The sequence below is a fragment of the Nisaea nitritireducens genome, assembly GCF_014904795.1.
Taxonomy (GTDB): Bacteria; Pseudomonadota; Alphaproteobacteria; order Thalassobaculales; family Thalassobaculaceae; genus Nisaea; species Nisaea nitritireducens.
Window position 1 is genome coordinate 1 of sequence record NZ_JACZFS010000051.1, and the last position, 19,207, is coordinate 19,207.

General features: G+C 60.7%; 19 protein-coding genes. 12 read left to right on the forward strand and 7 right to left on the reverse strand.

The features are described 5' to 3' along the window. Positions 1 to 1,028, reverse strand: a 1,028-nt coding sequence (locus tag IG629_RS17275) for an NAD(P)/FAD-dependent oxidoreductase (protein ID WP_193173175.1), incomplete at its 3' end; no start/stop codon positions are given. Positions 1,029 to 1,309: 281 nt separating this feature from the next. Between IG629_RS17275 and IG629_RS17280 the strand changes: the two genes are divergently transcribed. The 6 genes from IG629_RS17280 (at position 1,310) to IG629_RS17305 (ending at position 7,075) form a co-directional block, all read left to right on the forward strand. Next, positions 1,310 to 2,398 carry an ABC transporter ATP-binding protein gene (locus tag IG629_RS17280; RefSeq protein ID WP_193173176.1) on the forward strand — a complete coding sequence of 363 codons (1,089 nt, stop codon included), beginning with the start codon at positions 1,310 to 1,312 and terminating at the stop codon, positions 2,396 to 2,398. Between the two features lie 110 nt (positions 2,399 to 2,508). Beyond that, positions 2,509 to 3,579, forward strand: coding sequence for a polyamine ABC transporter substrate-binding protein (locus tag IG629_RS17285; RefSeq protein WP_226886885.1), 1,071 nt, complete (start codon positions 2,509 to 2,511; stop codon positions 3,577 to 3,579). Between the two features lie 99 nt (positions 3,580 to 3,678). After that, complete coding sequence (locus tag IG629_RS17290; protein ID WP_193173177.1) at positions 3,679 to 4,953, forward strand: ABC transporter permease; 1,275 nt, start codon at positions 3,679 to 3,681, stop codon at positions 4,951 to 4,953. An 11-nt stretch (positions 4,954 to 4,964) separates the two neighbouring features. Continuing rightward, the gene (locus IG629_RS17295) at positions 4,965 to 5,819 is read left to right on the forward strand and encodes an ABC transporter permease (RefSeq protein WP_193173178.1); all 855 of its coding nucleotides are present in this window, start codon (positions 4,965 to 4,967) and stop codon (positions 5,817 to 5,819) included. 95 nt (positions 5,820 to 5,914) lie between these two features. After that, on the forward strand, positions 5,915 to 6,454 hold the full coding sequence (locus IG629_RS17300) for a hypothetical protein (protein WP_193173179.1): 540 nt from the start codon (positions 5,915 to 5,917) through the stop codon (positions 6,452 to 6,454). A gap of 255 nt (positions 6,455 to 6,709) precedes the next feature. Then, the gene (locus IG629_RS17305) at positions 6,710 to 7,075 is read left to right on the forward strand and encodes a hypothetical protein (protein WP_193173180.1); all 366 of its coding nucleotides are present in this window, start codon (positions 6,710 to 6,712) and stop codon (positions 7,073 to 7,075) included. A gap of 21 nt (positions 7,076 to 7,096) precedes the next feature. On the opposite strand, the gene IG629_RS17310 is transcribed toward IG629_RS17305, so the two are convergent. The 4 genes from IG629_RS17310 to pdxH all read right to left on the reverse strand — a co-directional run bounded on the left by IG629_RS17310 (position 7,097) and on the right by pdxH (position 9,917). Continuing rightward, positions 7,097 to 7,837, reverse strand: coding sequence for an SDR family NAD(P)-dependent oxidoreductase (locus tag IG629_RS17310; RefSeq protein WP_193173181.1), 741 nt, complete (start codon positions 7,835 to 7,837; stop codon positions 7,097 to 7,099). 74 nt (positions 7,838 to 7,911) lie between these two features. Beyond that, positions 7,912 to 8,271, reverse strand: a complete 360-nt coding sequence (locus tag IG629_RS17315; RefSeq protein WP_193173182.1) for a hypothetical protein — start codon at positions 8,269 to 8,271, stop codon at positions 7,912 to 7,914. A 40-nt stretch (positions 8,272 to 8,311) separates the two neighbouring features. Then, the gene (locus IG629_RS17320; RefSeq protein WP_193173183.1) at positions 8,312 to 9,181 is read right to left on the reverse strand and encodes a universal stress protein; all 870 of its coding nucleotides are present in this window, start codon (positions 9,179 to 9,181) and stop codon (positions 8,312 to 8,314) included. Positions 9,182 to 9,320: 139 nt separating this feature from the next. Further along, positions 9,321 to 9,917, reverse strand: a complete 597-nt coding sequence (gene pdxH, locus IG629_RS17325) for a pyridoxamine 5'-phosphate oxidase (protein WP_193173184.1) — start codon at positions 9,915 to 9,917, stop codon at positions 9,321 to 9,323. 277 nt (positions 9,918 to 10,194) lie between these two features. Here pdxH and IG629_RS17330 point away from each other — a divergent pair, with 277 nt between their 5' ends. Together IG629_RS17330 and IG629_RS17335 are read left to right on the forward strand one after the other, a co-directional pair. After that, entirely contained in the window at positions 10,195 to 10,674 is a 480-nt protein-coding gene (locus IG629_RS17330; protein WP_193173185.1) for an RT0821/Lpp0805 family surface protein, read from the forward strand. Between the two features lie 83 nt (positions 10,675 to 10,757). Further along, positions 10,758 to 11,705: a DnaJ C-terminal domain-containing protein gene (locus tag IG629_RS17335; RefSeq protein WP_193173186.1), complete on the forward strand. Its 948-nt coding sequence runs from the start codon at positions 10,758 to 10,760 to the stop codon at positions 11,703 to 11,705. A gap of 69 nt (positions 11,706 to 11,774) precedes the next feature. On the opposite strand, the gene IG629_RS17340 is transcribed toward IG629_RS17335, so the two are convergent. Then, the gene (locus IG629_RS17340; protein ID WP_193173187.1) at positions 11,775 to 13,100 is read right to left on the reverse strand and encodes a YihY family inner membrane protein; all 1,326 of its coding nucleotides are present in this window, start codon (positions 13,098 to 13,100) and stop codon (positions 11,775 to 11,777) included. A gap of 180 nt (positions 13,101 to 13,280) precedes the next feature. On the opposite strand from IG629_RS17340, the gene fabI reads away from it, so the two are divergent. The 4 genes from fabI (at position 13,281) to IG629_RS17360 (ending at position 17,542) form a co-directional block, all read left to right on the forward strand. Beyond that, the gene (fabI, locus tag IG629_RS17345; protein ID WP_193173188.1) at positions 13,281 to 14,093 is read left to right on the forward strand and encodes an enoyl-ACP reductase FabI; all 813 of its coding nucleotides are present in this window, start codon (positions 13,281 to 13,283) and stop codon (positions 14,091 to 14,093) included. Positions 14,094 to 14,112: 19 nt separating this feature from the next. Further along, positions 14,113 to 15,198 (forward strand): chorismate synthase, encoded by a 1,086-nt coding sequence (gene aroC, locus IG629_RS17350; RefSeq protein WP_193173189.1) that lies wholly within the window; start codon positions 14,113 to 14,115, stop codon positions 15,196 to 15,198. A 93-nt stretch (positions 15,199 to 15,291) separates the two neighbouring features. Next, a complete protein-coding gene (sppA, locus tag IG629_RS17355; RefSeq protein ID WP_193173190.1) occupies positions 15,292 to 17,049 on the forward strand; it encodes a signal peptide peptidase SppA in 1,758 nt (585 codons plus the stop codon). A 10-nt stretch (positions 17,050 to 17,059) separates the two neighbouring features. Continuing rightward, complete coding sequence (locus IG629_RS17360; RefSeq protein WP_193173191.1) at positions 17,060 to 17,542, forward strand: hypothetical protein; 483 nt, start codon at positions 17,060 to 17,062, stop codon at positions 17,540 to 17,542. 15 nt (positions 17,543 to 17,557) lie between these two features. Here IG629_RS17360 and IG629_RS17365 read toward each other — a convergent pair whose 3' ends face one another. Continuing rightward, positions 17,558 to 19,183 carry an acyl-CoA synthetase gene (locus tag IG629_RS17365; RefSeq protein WP_193173192.1) on the reverse strand — a complete coding sequence of 542 codons (1,626 nt, stop codon included), beginning with the start codon at positions 19,181 to 19,183 and terminating at the stop codon, positions 17,558 to 17,560. Positions 19,184 to 19,207: the final 24 nt, after the last annotated feature.

Below are 19,207 nucleotides of genomic sequence, written 5' to 3' on the forward strand. Positions count from 1 at the left end.
TTTTCCAGGCCGAAGGCCGGACCGACCATCGGGTTTCCGTCCGGTGTATAGGAGATCGGGCCGTTCACGATGTCCTTGATGCCGGCATTCTCGAAGGACGGCACGCGGGCCATGCAGGCCTCGACATGGGGCATCAGGCGCTCGAGGTCGCCCGGGAACAGATCCTTCTCGAAAGAGGACGGCACGCCGTCTACGAAGCAGGCTGGAGCATGACGCTCGTAGGGGCCGAGAATCCAGCCGTGCCGCTCCTCACGGAAATAATACTGGGAGTCGGATTCACGCAGCACCGGCAGCTCGTGATTTCCGGCCTCGCGGTATTCCTTCAGGGTCGGGTCGACGTCGGTGACGATGTACTGGTGTTCGACCGGAATCGCCGGGATTTCCAGCCCGACCATCTTTGCCGTGGTCCGCGCATAATTGCCGGTCGCGCAGATCACATGCTCGCAGCGGATATCTCCCTTGTCGGTCTTGACGATCCACTCGCTGTTCTCGCGCTCGATACCGGTGACCGCCGTCTGCTGATAGATTTCCGCGCCGTGCATCCGGGCGCCCTTGGCCAGCGCCATGGTGAGATCGACCGGCGCGATATGGCCGTCGGACGGATGCCAGAGCGCGCCGACAAGATCGTCCGTCGTCGCCAGCGGCCAGAGTTTCTTGATCTCGTCGACACCGACAAGATGCGCCTCAACGCCGATGGTTTCGGCGGTGCACTGGTAATTCCGATATTCGTCCATACGCTCCCGGTTGGCGGCGAGGCGCAGGTTGCCGGTCTGGTGGAAGCTGACGGCCTGGCCGGTCTCTTCCTCGAGTTTCTTGTAGAGCTCGACCGAGTACTGATGCAGCTGCCCGACGCTGTAGCTCATGTTGAAGAGCGGCAGTAGCCCGGCCGCATGCCAAGTGGAGCCGGCTGTCAGCTCGGTCCGCTCCAGGAGCACGACGTCGCTCCAACCCTTTTTGGCGAGGTGGTAGAGGGTGCTGACCCCGACCACGCCGCCGCCGATCACCACTGCCCGTGCCTGCGTCTTCATTTGCCCATTCCCCGTAAACCGGCCTACCGGTTGAATTTCGTTGCCCAAGCAGAGATTGCACCATTTCCACGCGTGCAATTCACGAAATGCGACCGGGTGATGTCGGATTCGGGACGTTGGGAATCTGCATAATTCGGCGGATTGCGTCCATTTTGACGCGACCGCTTTGACAAGTGGGAACGAGCGTGGTTAGGGTTGTTCCCAGATCGTGAAAACACGGCAGCAAGCCGGTCTGCGAGAGGAACGCGCGACCGCACGGGCAGAACAGGGGCGCAGAATCAATGGCAAACGGCAACCAGCCGTTCGTTCAGTTTAAGAACGTTCAAAAGACCTATGACGGTGAGATTCTCGTCGTCAAAGACCTCAACCTTGACATTGAGAACGGCGAGTTCCTGACCATGTTGGGCCCGTCAGGTTCGGGAAAAACGACCTGCCTGATGATGCTGGCGGGTTTCGAAACCCCGACCCAGGGTCAGATCATGCTCGGCGACACCGAGCTCAACAACGTGCCGCCGCACAAGCGTGGCATCGGCATGGTGTTCCAGAATTACGCGCTGTTCCCGCATATGAGCGTCGCCGAAAACCTCGCGTTCCCGCTTGAGGTTCGGAAGATGTCGAAAGCGGAGACCGAGCAGAAGGTCAACCGGGCTCTCGACATGGTCGAGCTCGGCGCCTTTGGCGACCGGCGCCCCGGGCAGCTGTCAGGTGGCCAGCAGCAACGTGTGGCCCTGGCGCGCGCCCTCGTCTTCGAGCCCGATCTGGTCCTGATGGACGAGCCTCTCGGCGCGCTCGACAAAAATCTGCGCGAGCAGATGCAATACGAGATCAAACACATCCACGAAAATCTCGGCATGTCGGTCGTCTACGTGACGCATGACCAGTCCGAGGCGCTGACCATGTCGGACCGCATCGCGGTGTTTAATGACGGCAAGATCCAGCAGCTTGCGAAGCCGGCGGATCTGTATGAGCGGCCGGACAATGCTTTCGTGGCGCAGTTCATCGGCGAGAACAACCGGCTCTCGGGCAAGGTTACCGCCGTCAACGGTACCGGATGCACGGTGGAAGTTGCCGGCAACGCGGTACAGTCCCTCAAAGTCAATATTTCAGGCCAGGGCGATACCTCGACCCTGTCGATCCGGCCGGAGCGGGTGCAGCTTGCGCCGGAGCCCGGCTCGCTGCCGAATATCTTCGACGGCAAGGTGCTGGAGCTGATTTATCTCGGCGACCACATCCGGTGCCGGATGTCCTGCTGTGGCGATGACGAGTTCATCGTCAAGGTCCCCAACACGCATCAGCACACCTCGATCGCCAAGGGCGACGATGTGCGCGTGGGCTGGGAAATCGACGATTGCCGGGCACTGGACGCATAAGGCGTCCGGCGAACGGAATAAGGAGACCGGCCCCCCCATCCGGTTCTTGATAAGCGGCAACGCCGCGAACGATTCCAGGGGTGAATCCGAAACAGGGAGTTCTTCGCAAAATGAGCGCAATGAAACCATCCAGGCTTTTGATCGCCGGCCTCGCCGCCATCGGTCTGACCACGGCAGCCCAGGCTGCTGACACCATCACCGTCGTCTCCTGGGGCGGCGCCTACACGAACAGCCAGGTCAAGGCTTACCACGAGCCGTGGATCGCCAAGACCGGCAACAAGATCAACTCCGAAGATTACAACGGCGGCCTTGCCGAAGTCCGTGCCCAGGTGGAAGCCGGCAACGTGACATGGGATCTGGTCGACGTTGAGCTGGCCGACGCTGTGCGCGGCTGTGACGAAGGCATTCTCGAGCCGATGCCGCTGGACGAGCTGCCGGCCGGTTCCGACGGCACCCCGGCGAAAGACGACTTCATTGCCGGTACCCTGCATGAGTGCGCGGTTGGCGAAATCGTCTGGTCCACGGTCTATTCCTACGACACCACCAAAGTCGCGACCAAGCCGACCACCATCGCCGACTTCTTCGACCTGAAGAAAATTCCGGGCAAGCGCGGCCTGCGCAAGACCGCGAAGGTGAATCTCGAATGGGCCCTGATGGCGGACGGTGTTCCGGCTGACAAGGTCTATGAAGTACTGGCCACCCCGGCAGGTATCGACCGCGCCTTCGCCAAGCTCGACACCATCAAGAACGATGTTGTCTGGTGGGAAGCCGGCGCGCAGCCGCCGCAGCTCCTCGCAGACGGCGAAGTTGTGATGACCAGCGCCTATAACGGTCGTCTTTTCAACGCGATCGTGAACGAGAAAAAGCCGTTCGACATCGTCTGGGACGGCCAGGTCTGGGATATCGATCTCTGGGTCATGCCGAAGGGTTCCAAGAACAAGGCAGCCGCGATGGACTTCGTGAAGTTCGCCACGGACACCGATCGCCTTGCCGATCAGGCCAACTACATCTCCTACGGCCCGGTCCGGAAATCTTCCTTCGCGAAGGTTGCCCCGGCAATGCAGCCGCACATGCCGACGGCTCCGGTCAACTTCAAGAACCCGCTCCAGAACGACTTCGGTTTCTGGGCTGACTATGGCGACGAGCTGAACGAGCGTTTCAACGCCTGGCTCGCCAGCTAATCGACTTCCGGTCGGGAGCGGCTTGCGAGCCGCTCCCGACCGATCCTCAACCCCGGGCTCCGGTCCGTGGTTGAGGATCGGTTTGGAAGGATCTGGGACATGGCGGCAATCACCGAAAATGATGGCATGATGCGCGCGGCGGACGGTACGCCGCTGAAACAAGCGCTCGCACGGGCCACCCGCATGAACAAGGCGCGGGCCTTCCTGCTAACCACGCCGTTGCTTGCCTTTATCCTGGTAACTTTCATCCTGCCAATCGGCCTGATGCTGTTCCGCAGTATCGACACTCCCGAAGTCTCGGCGGCTTTCCCGAAAACGCTCGCTATCCTGCAAGAATGGGACGGCAACGACCTGCCCGGCGAAGACGCTTACGCTTCGTTCGCGTCCGAGATGCAGGAACTCGCTTCAGATCGTGACACACGCTCGATGATCAGCCGGGCCGGCACCCGGCTGAACTACATTCAAAGCGGCTTCCGCTCTCTGATGAACAAGACAAGCCGCCGGATCCAGCGCGTTGAAGAGCCGCCTTTCAAGGAAGCCTTTATCAAGATCGACAAGAGGTGGGGCGAAGCGGACACCTGGAAAACGATCCGGCAGGCTGGCAGCCGCTATTCCACGCGCGCCTATCTGAATGCACTTGACCTCACCACCAGCCCGGATGGAGAGATTGTCGCCCAGCCGGAAATCAAGCAGATCTACGTTACGCTCTTTGAGCGCACGATCTGGGTCTCAATCGGCGTCACGGTTGCCTGTATTGCGCTCGCCTATCCGATCTCCTATCTGCTCGCGACCCTTCCATCGGGAACCAGCAACCTGCTGATGATCTTTGTATTGCTGCCGTTCTGGACATCGCTTCTGGTGCGGACGACCTCCTGGATCGTGCTGCTGCAGACCAACGGCGTGATAAACGATATATTGGTCTGGATAGGCATAGTCGGAGACGATAGCCGAATCCAGATGATCTACAACATGACCGGCACCTTCATCGCCATGACGCACATCCTGCTGCCGTTCATGGTGTTGCCGCTCTACTCCGTGATGAAGACGATCCCGCGCGATCATATGCGGGCAGCCCGCTCGCTCGGCGCCAATCCGATGATTGCGTTCATGCGGATTTATTTGCCGCAGACGGTAGCGGGTGTTGGTGCTGGCTCGATCCTCGTCTTCATTCTGGCGATCGGCTACTACATCACCCCGGCCCTGGTCGGTGGTCAGGACGGCCAGTTGATCAGTAACATCATCGAATATCACATGAAGAAGTCGCTGAACTGGGGCCTCGCGGCGGCGCTTGGCGGCATTCTGCTGGCCGGTGTGCTCGCCCTCTACTGGCTCTATAACCGCATCGTCGGTATCAGCAACATGAAGCTCGGATAAGGAGAGAGACCATGGCAGCCCTTCCCTCCTACGCCGGCCCGCTCGAGCGCTTCTGGTATTATGCTTTCCGCTTTCTCTGCGGCTCGATCTTCCTGTTCCTGATCGCGCCGATCATCGTGATGATCCCGCTATCCTTCAATGCGGAGCCTTACTTCACATTCACGCCGGAAATGCTGGCCTTCAAATCGGAAGCATTCTCGTTGCGCTGGTACCAGGACATTCTGGATAACGAACAGTGGCTGCACTCGATGAAGAACAGCTTCATCGTCGGCATCGCAGCAACGTTTCTGGCGACGTCGCTCGGCACCATCGCCGCGCTCGGCCTGTCCCGGGGAGACATGCCCTACAGGACCCTGATCATGGGCCTCCTGCTTTCGCCGATGATCGTGCCGCTGATCATCACTGCGGCCGGCCTGTTCTTCTTCTATTCCTCGCTCGGTCTCGCCCAGACTTATACCGGCCTGATCCTGGCTCATACCGCGCTCGGTACGCCTTTCGTGGTGATCACCGTGACGGCAACGCTCTCGGGCTTCGACCGGAACCTGATCCGGGCATCGTCCAGTCTCGGCGCCTCGCCGCAGCGCACCTTCTTCAAGGTCATCCTGCCGCTGATCTCTCCGGGTGTGATTTCCGGCGGCCTGTTCGCCTTCGTGACCTCCTTCGACGAAGTTGTGGTTGCCCTGTTCCTCGCCGGTTTCGAGCAACGCACGGTGCCGCGGCAGATGTGGGCGGGGATTCGCGAGCAGATCAGCCCGACGATCCTGGCCGTCGCCACAATCCTGGTCGGCGTCTCGATCCTGCTGCTGGCAACCATGGAAATCCTGCGGCGGCGTTCCGAGCGTCTGCGTGGCCTGAGCCCGAACTGATTTTCCCGGGGACTATTTCCAAACACCGCACTTTACATCTGCGGCAAAAGGTCCCATTTTAAGAACGGTTCGCAAAAACCTGTGCGAGGCGATGGATGTACCGCGATAATTCACTGATCCCCAAGGAAGCAATCCGCATGGCGGCGCTTGGCGCGCTGTCTGCCGGTTCGCGGCCCTATGCGGATATTGCGGGTGAAGTCCGCCAGTTCGCGGCCCGTATCGTCGGCCCCTCCCTGGATCTGCTTGGCAGCTCCATTGAGTTGCTGAAATTTGAAGGGCTGATTGCTCCGGTTTCCGGAGAGGGTTTCGAGGATAACGCGGAACTGCGCCTGACCGACGCGGGCTGGACGGCTCTGAAGGATTACCTGACGGCTGCGGTTCGGCCCGGCGCAAACGATCTGAACAAGCTTGTCATCGGTCTCAAACTCCGCTTCCTGCATCTTCTTGAGAAGGAAGAGCAGATTGAGCAGATCGATAATCTGCGGGCGCTCTATCAAGGTGAACATGCTCGCCTGTTCGACCTCCTCACCCATGAGGAATGGCAACAGGGGCATTTGCGGGCCTGGATCGAGATGGAAATCTCCCAGGTCGAGGATCGCATCGCCTGGTGTGACCGGCTCGCCGCCGGGCTCTAGACACCCGTTTCTTTCAGACAGCCATAAACCGGGTTCCCGTTCCGAACGGAGGACAGAATCTTCCGCATGAGCTGGAGCAGGCAGGTAGCATTGCGGTGCCTTTCTGGCGGATCAGCGACCTCCCGGCAGTAACCCAAGGCTTTATTCCTAAGCCGAAAACATCATTATTTTGTATTTTATATATTTTTAATATATATTGACGATACTGAAGTGCCAGAGCTGGAATCGGCTAAAGCTGAGGAAAGGAGACGCACGATGTTGACCTTGTTCAGGTCCCGTATAGACACCCAAAAACCGGCGAATACGTTCTCGGCCGCGCAGGTTCTCCGGCCACGCGGAGACTCCTATGTCCGCATAGACCGGCGAGACTATCCGCTACAATGCTGGTCTCCGGCCGGATTTACCCTCTCTCCCTACAATGGCTCCCTGATCCAACGCCAGAAGGCACGCGTGAGCATGCTGGTGCGGGACATCCATGATCCGGACGGCCCATTGGCGATCGACGGCGAAGTCATTGTCGACTTTGTCGGGAACGGGATTCTGGCCGCCCGCTGGACCGGGTTGCCGAAATACAAACTGGCCGCGCTCGCAGAGTATTTCACCGGGAAGCTCTCGGCCTGACACCAAAACCCGGAACCCGGCTCAGAACATATGCTGTCCGCCGGTGACGAAGATCTCCGTCCCGGTCACATAGCCGGAATCTTCCGAGCACAGATAATGGATCGTCGACGCGACGTCTTTCGGGGTGCCCATCCGGTTCAGCGGAATGCGCGGGATCAGCATCTCGTATTCGGGAGACAGCATCGCCGTCTCGATCTCTCCCGGCGCCACGGCGTTGACACGCACGCCGAGCTCGGCGAACTCGTTCGCCATTTCCCGCGTCAGCGAGGACAGGGCCGCCTTCGACGTGCTGTAGGCGGAGCCGGCGAAGGGATGAATGAAGTGCCCGGCTATTGAGGTGATATTGACGATCGCCCCGTTGCCCCTGTGCAGGGCCGCGGCGAAGCCACGGGCCAGCCGGAGGGGAGCGAAGAAATTCACCTCGAACACCCGGCGCCATTCATCGAGATCGCCGTTCAGGCACCCGAGACGTTCCTTGAACGGCGTCTTCGGCGACCAGCCTGCATTATTCACCAGCGCATGCAGCGGTCTATCCTTGAGCAACTCGTTTGCCTCATCGATGAAATTGTCGAGGCTGTCCGAGTCCGTCAGGTCTGCGGTGATGTGGTGGCTCCAGTTCGGATCACGCCGACACTCATCCGGCGGCGCATCGCGGGAACAGGTGATGATTTCCCAATTCCGTTCGCTGAAAAAACGGACAGTGGCGTGGCCGATGCCCCGGCTGGCGCCGGTCAGCAGCATGGTTTTCTGAATCGTGCTCATGGCGCCGGAGTGTAAGCAAATACGGCGGCCCGAGAAAGGCCGCCGCACGCATCAAATATGTTTGTCATCGAAGCTTATTTTACCGAGGCAATCCGGAAGGTGCGCTGCACCCCGTCATGCTCGGTGATGGAGACATATTCCCCTTCAACGAAGTGATGCCGGTCGAATTTGAAGATCGGCTCGTCATCTTCTTCGCCTTCCGCATAACTGAAAAGCCAGCGCCGGCCACGGGTATGAAGCAGATGGCCTTCCTCGTCCGGCTCACCCTGCCAGAACCGATGCACGGTGCAGTCGGCTTTCACTTTCTGCCAGGCATCAAGATCGAGACTGCCATCCCCGGTCAGAGGAGCCTTGAACTCATAGCCGTGGTTGATGCTGCCTTCCGGGAAGTCCGGGTTCCTCGCCAGTTCAAGGCGAATGGTACGCACACTCACGGGCATATCTCCTTTGTTCGATCAGATACGGTCATCAAGCTTAGTGCGCCATCAGTACCGGAATCCGCGCCGCGGTCAAAATATCGTCGGTAACACCGCCGAAGATAGACTCGCGGAGTCGGCTATGGCTATAGGCACCAAGAACCAGCAACTGGGCACCCGCCTCGCGCGCTTCCGCCTGAAGACGACCGGAAATGCTACCGGATGTGGCGTCAAAGCTTTTCGCTGTTGCATTGACCCCGTGCCAGCGCAGGGAGTCGACGAACGTTCCCAGATCTTCCTCTGTCAGGTCGTCATCGATTCCCGCCATCACGGCAACTTTTTCTGCGGTCACCAAAAGCGGCATGGCGTGCGCGACTGCCGCAGCCGCTTCCTTCGAAGCATTCCAGCCAATCGCGATCCCTTTGATTTCCGGCATCTCGACATCGTGCGGCACCACCAGCGTTGCCTTGCCGCTCTCCATCATGGCCGTCTCGGCGATCACCGCAGCATCCGAACCTTCACGTTCTGTCGGCGCGACCACACAGATCGCGTCGACGGTCCGCGCCCGGCGCGAGATTACCCGGCCCGGCTCACCCACCAAGGTCTCGAACGAGACGGTAACTCCGTCCGTATCTGTCGGCTTCTCGACCACCGGGAAATTGTTGGCTTCGCGCCAGCGATCAAATGCGGCAAGCGATGCGGCGCGAGACTCGTTCGCTGCATTTTCCGCCTGCTCAATGATCGACTCAATCATCGACGCGCTCATGCCCATACCGATCTGCGGCACCAGCACTTCCCGGGGGTCGCGGTGAATGTGAGCAACAAAGACGTGTGCGCCATGCAGAGCCGCGAGAGAGCGCGCAGCGTTTAGGATAGCTGTGTCTGCCTCGTTGCCGAGCACAGGAGCGAGAACCGTTTTCAAAGACATGGAGCACCTCGGTGTAAATGCGTTTCGTTCGTTAACCTTATCGGGAGCGAGGATGCCCTCACATTGACCTAGGTCAAAACTTTAAAATCAATCCGCCAGTTCCTCGCTACAGAATCATTCCGTGCGACCCGCACCCGGCTCAGGGATAGAGCCGGTCCACAGTCCAGGCTTCGCTTTCGCTTGCGCGGCTGAAACGGAACCGGTCATGCAGCCTGAATTCGCCGTCCTGCCAGAACTCGATGGCAAGCGGCGTCAGGCGCCAGCCCGACCAGTATGGCGGACGCGGCACGGATTCACCGGGATATTTCCGGTCAGCATTCTCGACCGCCTCCATCAGGGCTGGACGATCTGCCAGCGGGCGCGATTGCTGCGACGCCCAGGCGCCGACGCGGCTTCCGCGCGGCCGCGAATTGAAATAGGCATCGGCCTCTTCATCCGTAACCCGCGTCACCGGTCCTGTAATCCGGACCTGCCGGCGGACGGACTTCCAGTGGAAACAAAGGGCGACGAACGGATTGGCCCCAATCTCCCGGCCCTTCTGGCTTTCCATATTGGAGTAGAAAACGAACCCCTGCTCATCGAACCCTTTCAGGAGCAGAATCCGCGCAGACGGGCGGCCATCCGCATCGGCGGTCGCCACGGTCATGGCATTTGCATCGTTCGGCTCGGTTTCGGACGCCGCCTGAAGCCAGCCGTCAAAAAGCTCAAAAGGATTGTCTGTATCGGGTTCGAACATGCTTGGGCCTCACTCGGAAGGTGGGGAATCACACAGGAATCTGCATCTCCGGCCTTTTCATTGCTTCATTCATCGCCAAATATGAGCCGGAGACTATTCATCACTAGCGAGCGTCAGCGTGGCCTGTCCAGCGCTGTAAAGTCGCAGGCACAATTATGCGGCGCCCCGCTAGAATGTCGTCAGGAACTTTTATGTGCGACAGACGTTCCTCGTGAGCGACGGATTTCATGGCCCCGGACGTTATCTCTTCGGGCCGATGTCATTGAAGGGACCAGAAATGAAAACTCCAGCCGTACTCGTTGTTACCGCCGCCCTGACGCTCGGGGCTTGCGCGAACGACGGACAACAACTCGGTGCCAAGCAGACCGCTGGCGGTTTGTTCGGTGCTGTCGGCGGCGCTATCGCCGGCTCGCAGATCGGCGGGGGCAAGGGTACTGTCGCAGCTGTGGCCATTGGCACCCTGCTTGGCGCCTTCATTGGCAGCGAAATCGGCAAGTCGCTCGACAATGCCGACAAGGCCGCGATGGCGCAGACCACGCACAACGCGCTGGAAACCCAAAAGGTCGGCACGACCTCTACCTGGCAAAACCCGGACAGCGGTCACTCCGGCACCGTGACCCCGACCAAGACCTATCAAGCTCCTTCCGGACAGTATTGCCGCGAATATACCCAGACGGTGAATATCGGCGGACAGACCGAAGAAGCTTATGGCAAAGCCTGCCGTCAGCCGGACGGCACCTGGAAAATCCAGAACTAGGCAGCGGCCTTCGGCTCTGCAATGATCGGACCGGACGGATTTTTGCCTCCGGTCCGCTTGCTTTTTCCATATACTCCCGAGCCATGAGCGATCCTTACAAGATATTGGGTGTAAAACCCAACTCCTCGCAGGACGAGATCAAGAAAGCGTACCGTACGCTGGCGAAGAAGCTGCATCCCGATCTCAATCCAGGCGACACCAAAATCGAGCAGCAGTTCAAGGAAGTCACGGCGGCTTACGACCTGCTGTCGGATGTGACAAAACGCGCCAAATACGATCGCGGCGGGATGAATGCGGCGGCTGGTGCCGGCGCGGGTCCCTCGGCCAAGGCCGCTGGCGGGTTCTGGAAGGCCTGGACATCGGCCCGGAAGAAACAGCCCGGCGGCTTCTCCGACATGTTCGACGATGACGATGCGGACATGTTCGACGACATCCTGCGCCGGCATGGGCAGGCTGGCGGCGGGTCCGGCCAGGGCGGCAACGCCTATACGGTCGGGCCGGACGTCAATTACAAGCTCAAGGTCAGCTTCACCGAAGCTGCCGCCGGCGGCACCAAACGTGTCACGCTGTCAGACGGCAAGACACTCGACCTCAAAATCCCGCCCGCGACGGAGAGCGGTAAGACCCTCCGCCTGAAAGGCCAGGGCCGCAAGGGCAGCAACAGCGGCCCCGCCGGGGATGCCTTTGTCGAGATCACCGTCGAGCCACATGACTATTTCCACCGCGACGGTCAGAACATCAAAGTGGAGATGCCGGTCACGCTTTACGAAGCTGTCCTCGGCGGCACCATCACCGTGCCGACGGTTCAGGGCAATGTCTCGCTGAAGATCCCCCCGAAATCAAACACCGGCGCGACCCTGCGGCTAAAGGGCAAGGGCATTCCGGCAGTCGGAGGGAAGCCTGCGGGAGACCAGTTGGTGACACTGAAAGTGGTACTGCCGGACACCGAAGATCCCGATCTGATCAAGCTGATGCAGAAATGGGCCGAGGAAAAAGGCTACAACCCGCGCCATAAGATGCGCTTCAGCTGACCGGCTGAGGAGCGAGCGACCCACGCATCACACTCGGCCATACAGTCATCGCAACGAAATAGCCGGACGCTATTCCGCGACCGCCGGTATTTTTGGCAGCTCCCTGACGCCGCCTTTCTCACCGGTGAGACCATCCAAGATATCCGCCGCCGGACGGGACAAGGTCTCGCGCTCTGATTTAGACAGGGCGTCGATTACGGCGGTGATGGAGGCTGGATCCTCGCTCTCGCCCGGTGCCTCCGCATCTACCGCACAGCCTAGTCCCCGATAGAGATCGTAGAGGCTAAAGCGGGCCGGATCGCGGGCCAGGACAAAGCGTCCGTCCTCAATCCGGGCAACAAACTCGGCGGCGATCAACCGTTCCAGGACCTGCCCGACCGCATCCGCGGAAGCCACATCGTCCAACGCCGCCTGTTCCATCGGCCCCGCCTTCTCCCGTATGGCCGCAAGAGTCGAAAGGGCAACGGAGAAGAGACGAGCCGGCCCGAGCTCGGGTGCCGCATCGAGCTGGCGAGAGTGCCACCAGTCTGGGAAGGACGCGGCGAACACCGCGCCCAGAAGGATCACCGTCCAGGAGAAATAGACCCAGACCAGAAAGATCGGGATCACGGCCATGGCGCCGTAGATCGTCTGAAAGGTCGGAAACGCGGTCAGATACCAGCCGAAACCGAGCTTCAGAATTTCGAACGCCGTACCGGAGAGACAGCCGCCGATCAGCGCATCCCGCCAGGCGACCGAACGGTTCGGCACGATCATGAAGAGCAGCGTGAACCCGACACTCTGCAGGATGATCGCAATGACATGATTGCGGACATCGCCGCCGACATTGAGCGATTCCGCGTCCAGCCCGACATCCATCCAGGTCTGCCGCAACACGCCGAATGCATCGCTGGTGGTGGAAAGGATCAGTCCCATCAGGATCGGCCCGAGAGACAGAACCGCCCAGAAGATCAGGAATCGGATCAGCAGATGCCGCTGTCTCTCCACATGCCAGATTGCATTGAAGGTCGATTCGATGGTCGCCAGCAACAGGATCGCGGAAACGGAAAGCCCGATGATGCCCGCCGCACCGAGTTTCGATGCGTTCTGCATGAAGCTGTTCAGATAAGACCGGACGGGGCCTGCAATCTCCGGCACCAGATTCTCGAAGATCGTCGCCTCGATGGCTGTCCGGGCCGTCTCGAAAGCCGGAAACGCGGTGAAAATCGCGAAACCGATGGCCAGCAGCGGCACCAGTGCCAGCAATGTCGTGTAGGTCAGCGCGGCGGCCGCCTGCATGCCGCGGCCGCGATAGAACCGCATCAGCGCAAAGCCGATATACTCCCCCAAATCAGCCACCACTGCAGCGGCGGCAAGAGTTTTCCAGCGGTCCAGTCGGTTGGCTTTTTTGCTCATATTGTCAGCCTATCACGAAAGCCTGTAGAAGAACGCGCGCCCGCTCCCGGACAGGATCGCGCGACGGCAGATTCCGCAGCCTTCAGGCCGTCGCATGCAGTTTGCCGCACGCGGCCTTTAGTGTAGGATCGCGCGAATCATACGTAATCTTTTACGACAACCTGCGTCGCGAGGCATCGAATGACTGAACCAAGCCCGATCATGAGTGGCAAACGGGGCCTTATCATGGGAGTCGCGAACGACCGCTCCATCGCTTGGGGCATCGCGAAAGCAGTTGCCGCGCAGGGCGCGGAACTCGCGTTCACCTTCCAGGGCGAGGCACTGCAGAAGCGGGTTGAACCGCTGGCCGCACAGCTTGGCTCCAACCTGGTGCTCCCCTGCGATGTCACCGATGACGCGAGCGTCACCAAGACTTTCGAGACGATCCGCGAGAAGTGGGGCAAGCTCGACTTTCTGGTCCATGCCATCGCTTATTCCGACAAGGAAGAGCTGAAGGGCAAATACGTCAACACGAGCAGGGACAACTTCCTCAAGACACTGGATATCTCCTGCTATTCTTTCACCCGGATCGCAAAAGAAGCGGCCGAGCTGATGACGGACGGCGGCTCGCTGGTGACGCTGAGCTATTACGGCGCCGAACGGGTGATGCCGCATTACAACGTGATGGGTGTTGCCAAGGCCGCGCTGGAAGCCAGCATCCGCTATCTGGCCGCCGATCTCGGAGGCGACAATATTCGGGTGAACGGCCTTTCCGCCGGCCCGATGAAGACGCTTGCCGCCTCCGGCATCGGCGATTTCCGCTACATCCTGAAATGGAACCAGTACAATTCGCCGCTGCGCCGTAACGTAACGCTGGAAGATGTCGGCGGGGCCGGCATGTACCTGCTGAGCGATCTCTCCGGTGGCGTCACCGGCGAAGTGCATCATGTCGATTGCGGCTACAACATCGTCGGCATGAAGGCGGTGGACGCGCCCGACATTTCCACGGTCTGACCCGGGACAAACAACGTAAATGGCCAGCAATTCCTTCGGTGAGGTCTTCCGCTTCTCGACCTGGGGCGAAAGCCACGGACCCGCTATCGGCTGCGTTGTCGATGGCGTGCCGCCGCGACTGCCCGTGAGCGAGTCCGACATCCAGTTCTATCTGGACCGGCGCAAGCCAGGGCAGAACCGTTTCACCACCCAGCGCCAGGAGCCGGATCAGGTAAAGATCCTGTCCGGCGTGTTCGAGGGCCAGACCACCGGCACTCCGATCGGATTGATGATCGAGAACACGGACCAGCGTTCAAAGGATTACGGGGACATCATGAGCCGGTTCCGGCCGGGTCATGCGGACTTCACCTACGAGGCCAAATATGGCATCCGCGACTATCGCGGCGGCGGACGCTCGTCCGCGCGGGAAACCGCGATGCGGGTGGCAGCCGGTGCCATCGCCCGCAAGATCATCAGCGCCCGGCTCGGCAATGCTTTCCATCTGCGCGGTGCGCTGGTGCAGGTCGGACCGCACAAGGTGAACCGGGACAACTGGGACTGGGAAGAGGTCGAACGCAACCCGTTCTGGAGCCCGGACGCGAAAGCGGCGGAGACCTGGACGGACTATCTCGACGGCGTGCGCAAATCAGGCTCTTCCGCCGGCGCGGTGATCGAGATCGTGGCTGAAGGCGTCCCCGCCGGACTGGGCGAGCCGGTCTACGGCAAGCTCGACAGCGATCTTGCGGCGGCAATGATGACCATCAACGCGGTCAAGGGCGTGGAAATCGGGGATGGCTTCGCCGCAGCCGAAATTCCCGGGCACGAGGCCGCGGACGAGATGAGGATGGACGGCGACAAGCCGGTCTTTCTCTCGAACCACGCGGGCGGTGTGCTCGGCGGAATCTCCTCCGGCCAGCCCGTCGTGGTGCGGTTCGCGGTGAAGCCGACCAGCTCCATCCTGACCCCGCGCCAATCCGTCGACAAGGATGGCAACGAGGTCGATGTGGTGACCAAGGGCCGGCATGATCCTTGTGTCGGCATCCGGGCCGTTCCGGTTGGCGAGGCTATGATGGCCTGCGTTCTGGCGGATCATCTGATGCGCCACGCTGCCCAATGCGGAAGCTGAGCGGCAAAATTACTTCCCTGCCTTGGTAACGCCATCGTTTTGCTTTAGCGGAACTCCTATATGTAGAGGGGTAAATGAAGGGGTGTGGCCGCGATGCTGAGATTTCTGAAAGGGCTCCTGATCAGTTTCGGGGTTCTGTTTCTGGTTCTGATCGTCGGTGCTGTTGTCGGGCTGCGCTATGTGGCGAACCAATGGCAACCCGAGCCCCTGCCCGAGCATATGGTTCTGTCCCTCACGCTGAAGCCCGAGCTGCGCGAGACATCGGGCACATTTCCCTTCGAAAACGTCTTCAATACCGGCTCGCCTTCGCTACTGGATCTCGTGAACACGCTGAAAGCGGCAAGCGAGGATGAACGCGTCCAGGGCCTGTTCCTCGATCTTTCAGCCGCGCAGGTCCACCCGGCCGAAGCCCAGGAACTCAGAGCGGCCATCTCACGCTTTCGGGCCAGTGGCCGCTTCGTACAGGCCTATGCGGACAGCCTGGAAGGCAATGGCGGGATCTCGGCTTACCACCTCGCCACCGGTGCGGAGAGCATCGCACTGCAACCGTCAGGTTTGCTTGATATCCGCGGCATAAGCCTCACCACCCCGTTTTTCGGCGAGGCACTGGAAAAACTCGGGATCGAAGCCGATTTCCGCACCCGCCATGAATACAAGGGCGCCGCGGCCTCCATGACGAATGCGGCGTTCCCCGCGCCGGTCCGGCAGAACTACCGGCGGCTTGTTGATTCTCTCTATGCAGGGATCGCCGCCGATATCGCCACCGCCCGGCGGCTTTCTCCGTCTTCGGTCAACGGGCTGATCGATACCGCTCCGCTGACGGCTGGCGAGGCCAAGAGCAACGGCCTGATCGATCAGTTGCTCTACCGTGACGAGGCGATCGACGCCGCCCAGGCAAAGGCGGGACGCGCCCGATTGGTTCCGCTCACCCGCTACAGTAACGATGCGGACACAGACGCCCCCCCGACACGGATCGCGGTGATCGCGGTCGACGGTCCAATCGTACGTGGCCGCACGTCGCTGTTTGCGCGCGACCGTCAGGCGGCTGCGCAGAATATCGTCGATGCCGTGGAAGACGCCCGGAAGGACCAACGGGTCAAGGCGATCATCCTTCGGGTCAGCAGCCCCGGCGGCAGCTACGTCGCATCGGACACTATTCTGCATGCACTGTCGGCGGCCCGCTCCGGCGGCCTGCCCGTCATCGTGTCGATGAGCGACATGGCCGCATCCGGCGGATATTTCGTAGCGCTCGCGGCGGACCATGTCGTCGCCCACCCGAACACCATCACGGGCTCCATCGGAGTCGTCAGTGGCAAGCTGAACCTGTCCGGTTTTCTTGCCGAATACGGCATCCGGACCGACAGCGTCAGCGCCGGCCGCAATGCCGACATGTTCAGCATGACGAAGCCTTTCAGCGCCGCTGAAAGCGCCCGGCTCGATGCTGTTCTCGATACCATTTACGAGGATTTCACCACCAAGGTCGCCGCTGCACGCCGGCTCGGCCCGGCGGAGATCGATGCCGCCGCACGCGGCCGGGTGTGGAGCGGTGAAGACGCCAAGCGTATCGGTCTTGTCGATGTGCTCGGCGGCTATGCGGAGGCCGAAGGGCTTGCCCGGGATGCCGCCGGGATCGCCCCGGAAACCCGCACTGCCCTGGTTGCCTATCCGGAACCGCGCCAGGATCTGGAGGCCTTTGTGACGGCAATTGAGGAAGGCGAGATTGGCGAAACCGCAAGCCGCCTAGACACGCTGTTAACTTTTATGCGGTATAGTGGAATCATAGAGTCCGTGCTGAACAGCACCGGAGGCGGCCGTATCGACGCGACGGCACGCTCCATAAATGTCCGCTGAGGAGAATCCGATGTCGCGACTTTTGCCTGTATTCGGGCTGGCTATTTTGCTTGCAATGGGTCACGCCCCCAACGCGCTGGCCGCCAGCGAAGGTGACGAAGCGAACGCAAAGGTCGAGGCTGAGCGCCTACAGAAGGACAAGGACCAGCGTAAAAAGGACAAAAAGTTCAATCGCGACATCACCTACCGGCATGCCATCGGGCCGGACGTGCTGCCATTGGGTCCGTTTACGATCTCGCTCTATATCGACGGCCGCCTGACGGAACACAGGCTCAAAGTCGCCCTCCAGGCCATCGACACGGCAAAGAAAAGCGAGCTTGAGGCCGCCAAGACGCAGCTCTACGGGATCGTCTATCCGCTCTGCCTGAAGCTGTTCGAGAAGGGCCGGCCGTCCTCGTCCGACATTCTCGCCTTCAAGGCGCAGGTGCAGAAGAACGTGTCGACCCGGTTCAAGGACAGCCTGAAGGGCGTCTATATCGAGTCGGTGCTCTAAAAACCCTCAAAGGGATCAGAGCGCTTTCGCCTGATCCCGCAGCACGAATTTCTGGATCTTGCCGGTCGACGTCTTCGGCAACTCGCCGAACACGACCGTCTTAGGCGCCTTGAAATGCGCCATGTTCTCCCGGCAGAAGGCGATCAGATCGGCTTCCGCGACCGTCGCCCCCTTCTTCAGAGTCACAAAGGCGCAGGGTGTCTCGCCCCATTTCTCGTCCGGCCGCGCCACCACGGCCGCGTCCAGCACGGCCGGATGCCTGTACAGCACGCCTTCAATCTCGATGGTCGAAATGTTTTCGCCGCCGGAGATGATGATGTCCTTCGAGCGGTCCTTCAGCTCGACATAGCCGTCCTCGTGCCAGACCCCGAGATCGCCGGTATGGAACCAGCCGCCCCGGAAGGCGTCATCGGTGGCTTTCGGGTTTTTCAGATAGCCCTTCATGACGATATTGCCGCGCATGAAGACCTCGCCCATGGTCTCACCGTCCTGCGGTACCGGCTCCAGCGTCTCCGCCCCGGCAACCATCAGGCCTTCCTGCACCGGATAGCGCACGCCCTGCCGTGATTTGAGGCGCGCCTGCTCCTCGATCGGCAGGCCGTTCCATTCCTCGTGCCATTCGCAGACCACCGCCGGGCCATAGACCTCTGTCAGGCCGTAGACATGGGTGATCTTCACGCCCTTCGCTTCCATGCCCTCGATCACGGAAGCAGGCGGGGCGGAGGCGGCGGTCATCATCTGCACCTGATGATCCCATTCCCGGCTGTCTTCCTCCGGTGCGTTCAGCAGCATCGACATGATGACCGGCGCACCGCAGAGATGGGTCACGCCATGATCGGCGATGGCATCGTTGATATCCTTGGCGACGGTCCGGCGCAGACAGACATGGGTGCCGCCCAGCATGGTGATGGTCCAGGGGAAGCACCAGCCGTTGCAGTGGAACATCGGCAGGGTCCAGAGATAGATCGGGTGGTGCGCCATGCCCCAGACCATCGCATTGCCCAAAGCGTTCAGATAGGCGCCGCGATGGTGATAGACCACGCCCTTCGGATTGCCCGTCGTGCCGGACGTGTAGTTCAGCGCGATGGCATCCCACTCATCACCCGGCGGTACTGCCGCGAAATCCGGATCGCCCGTCGCCAGGAACGCCTCGTACTCCATCTCGCCCAGACGCTCGCCGGAAGTTGCCGCCGGGTCCTCGACATCAATAACGAGGATGTCCCGCTTCACCTCTTTCAGCGCCTCGCGGATCACCGGCGCGAATTCGGTATCGGTCAACAGCACGCTGGCCTCACCATGATTGAGGATGAAAGCGATGGTCGGCGCGTCGAGCCGGACATTCATGGCGTTCAGCACGCCGCCGGTCATCGGCACCGCGAGGCTTGCCTCGAAAGCGGCGGTGATATTCGGCGCCATCACGGCGACCGTCCTGCCCTTGCCGATGCCGCGTTTCGCCAGCGCGGAAGCCAGGCGATGGCAGCGCTCCCGCGTTTCGGCCCAGGTGAAGCGGCGGTCCCCGTCGATCACAGACGCACGGGTCGGGAAAACAGCGGCGGTCCTGGCCAGAAACGAAATCGGCGTCATCGGCACATAATTTGCCGCATTCCGGTCCAGATTTTCCTCGAACGGATTCCCGCTCATTCCACTGTTCCTCCTGAGATTTGA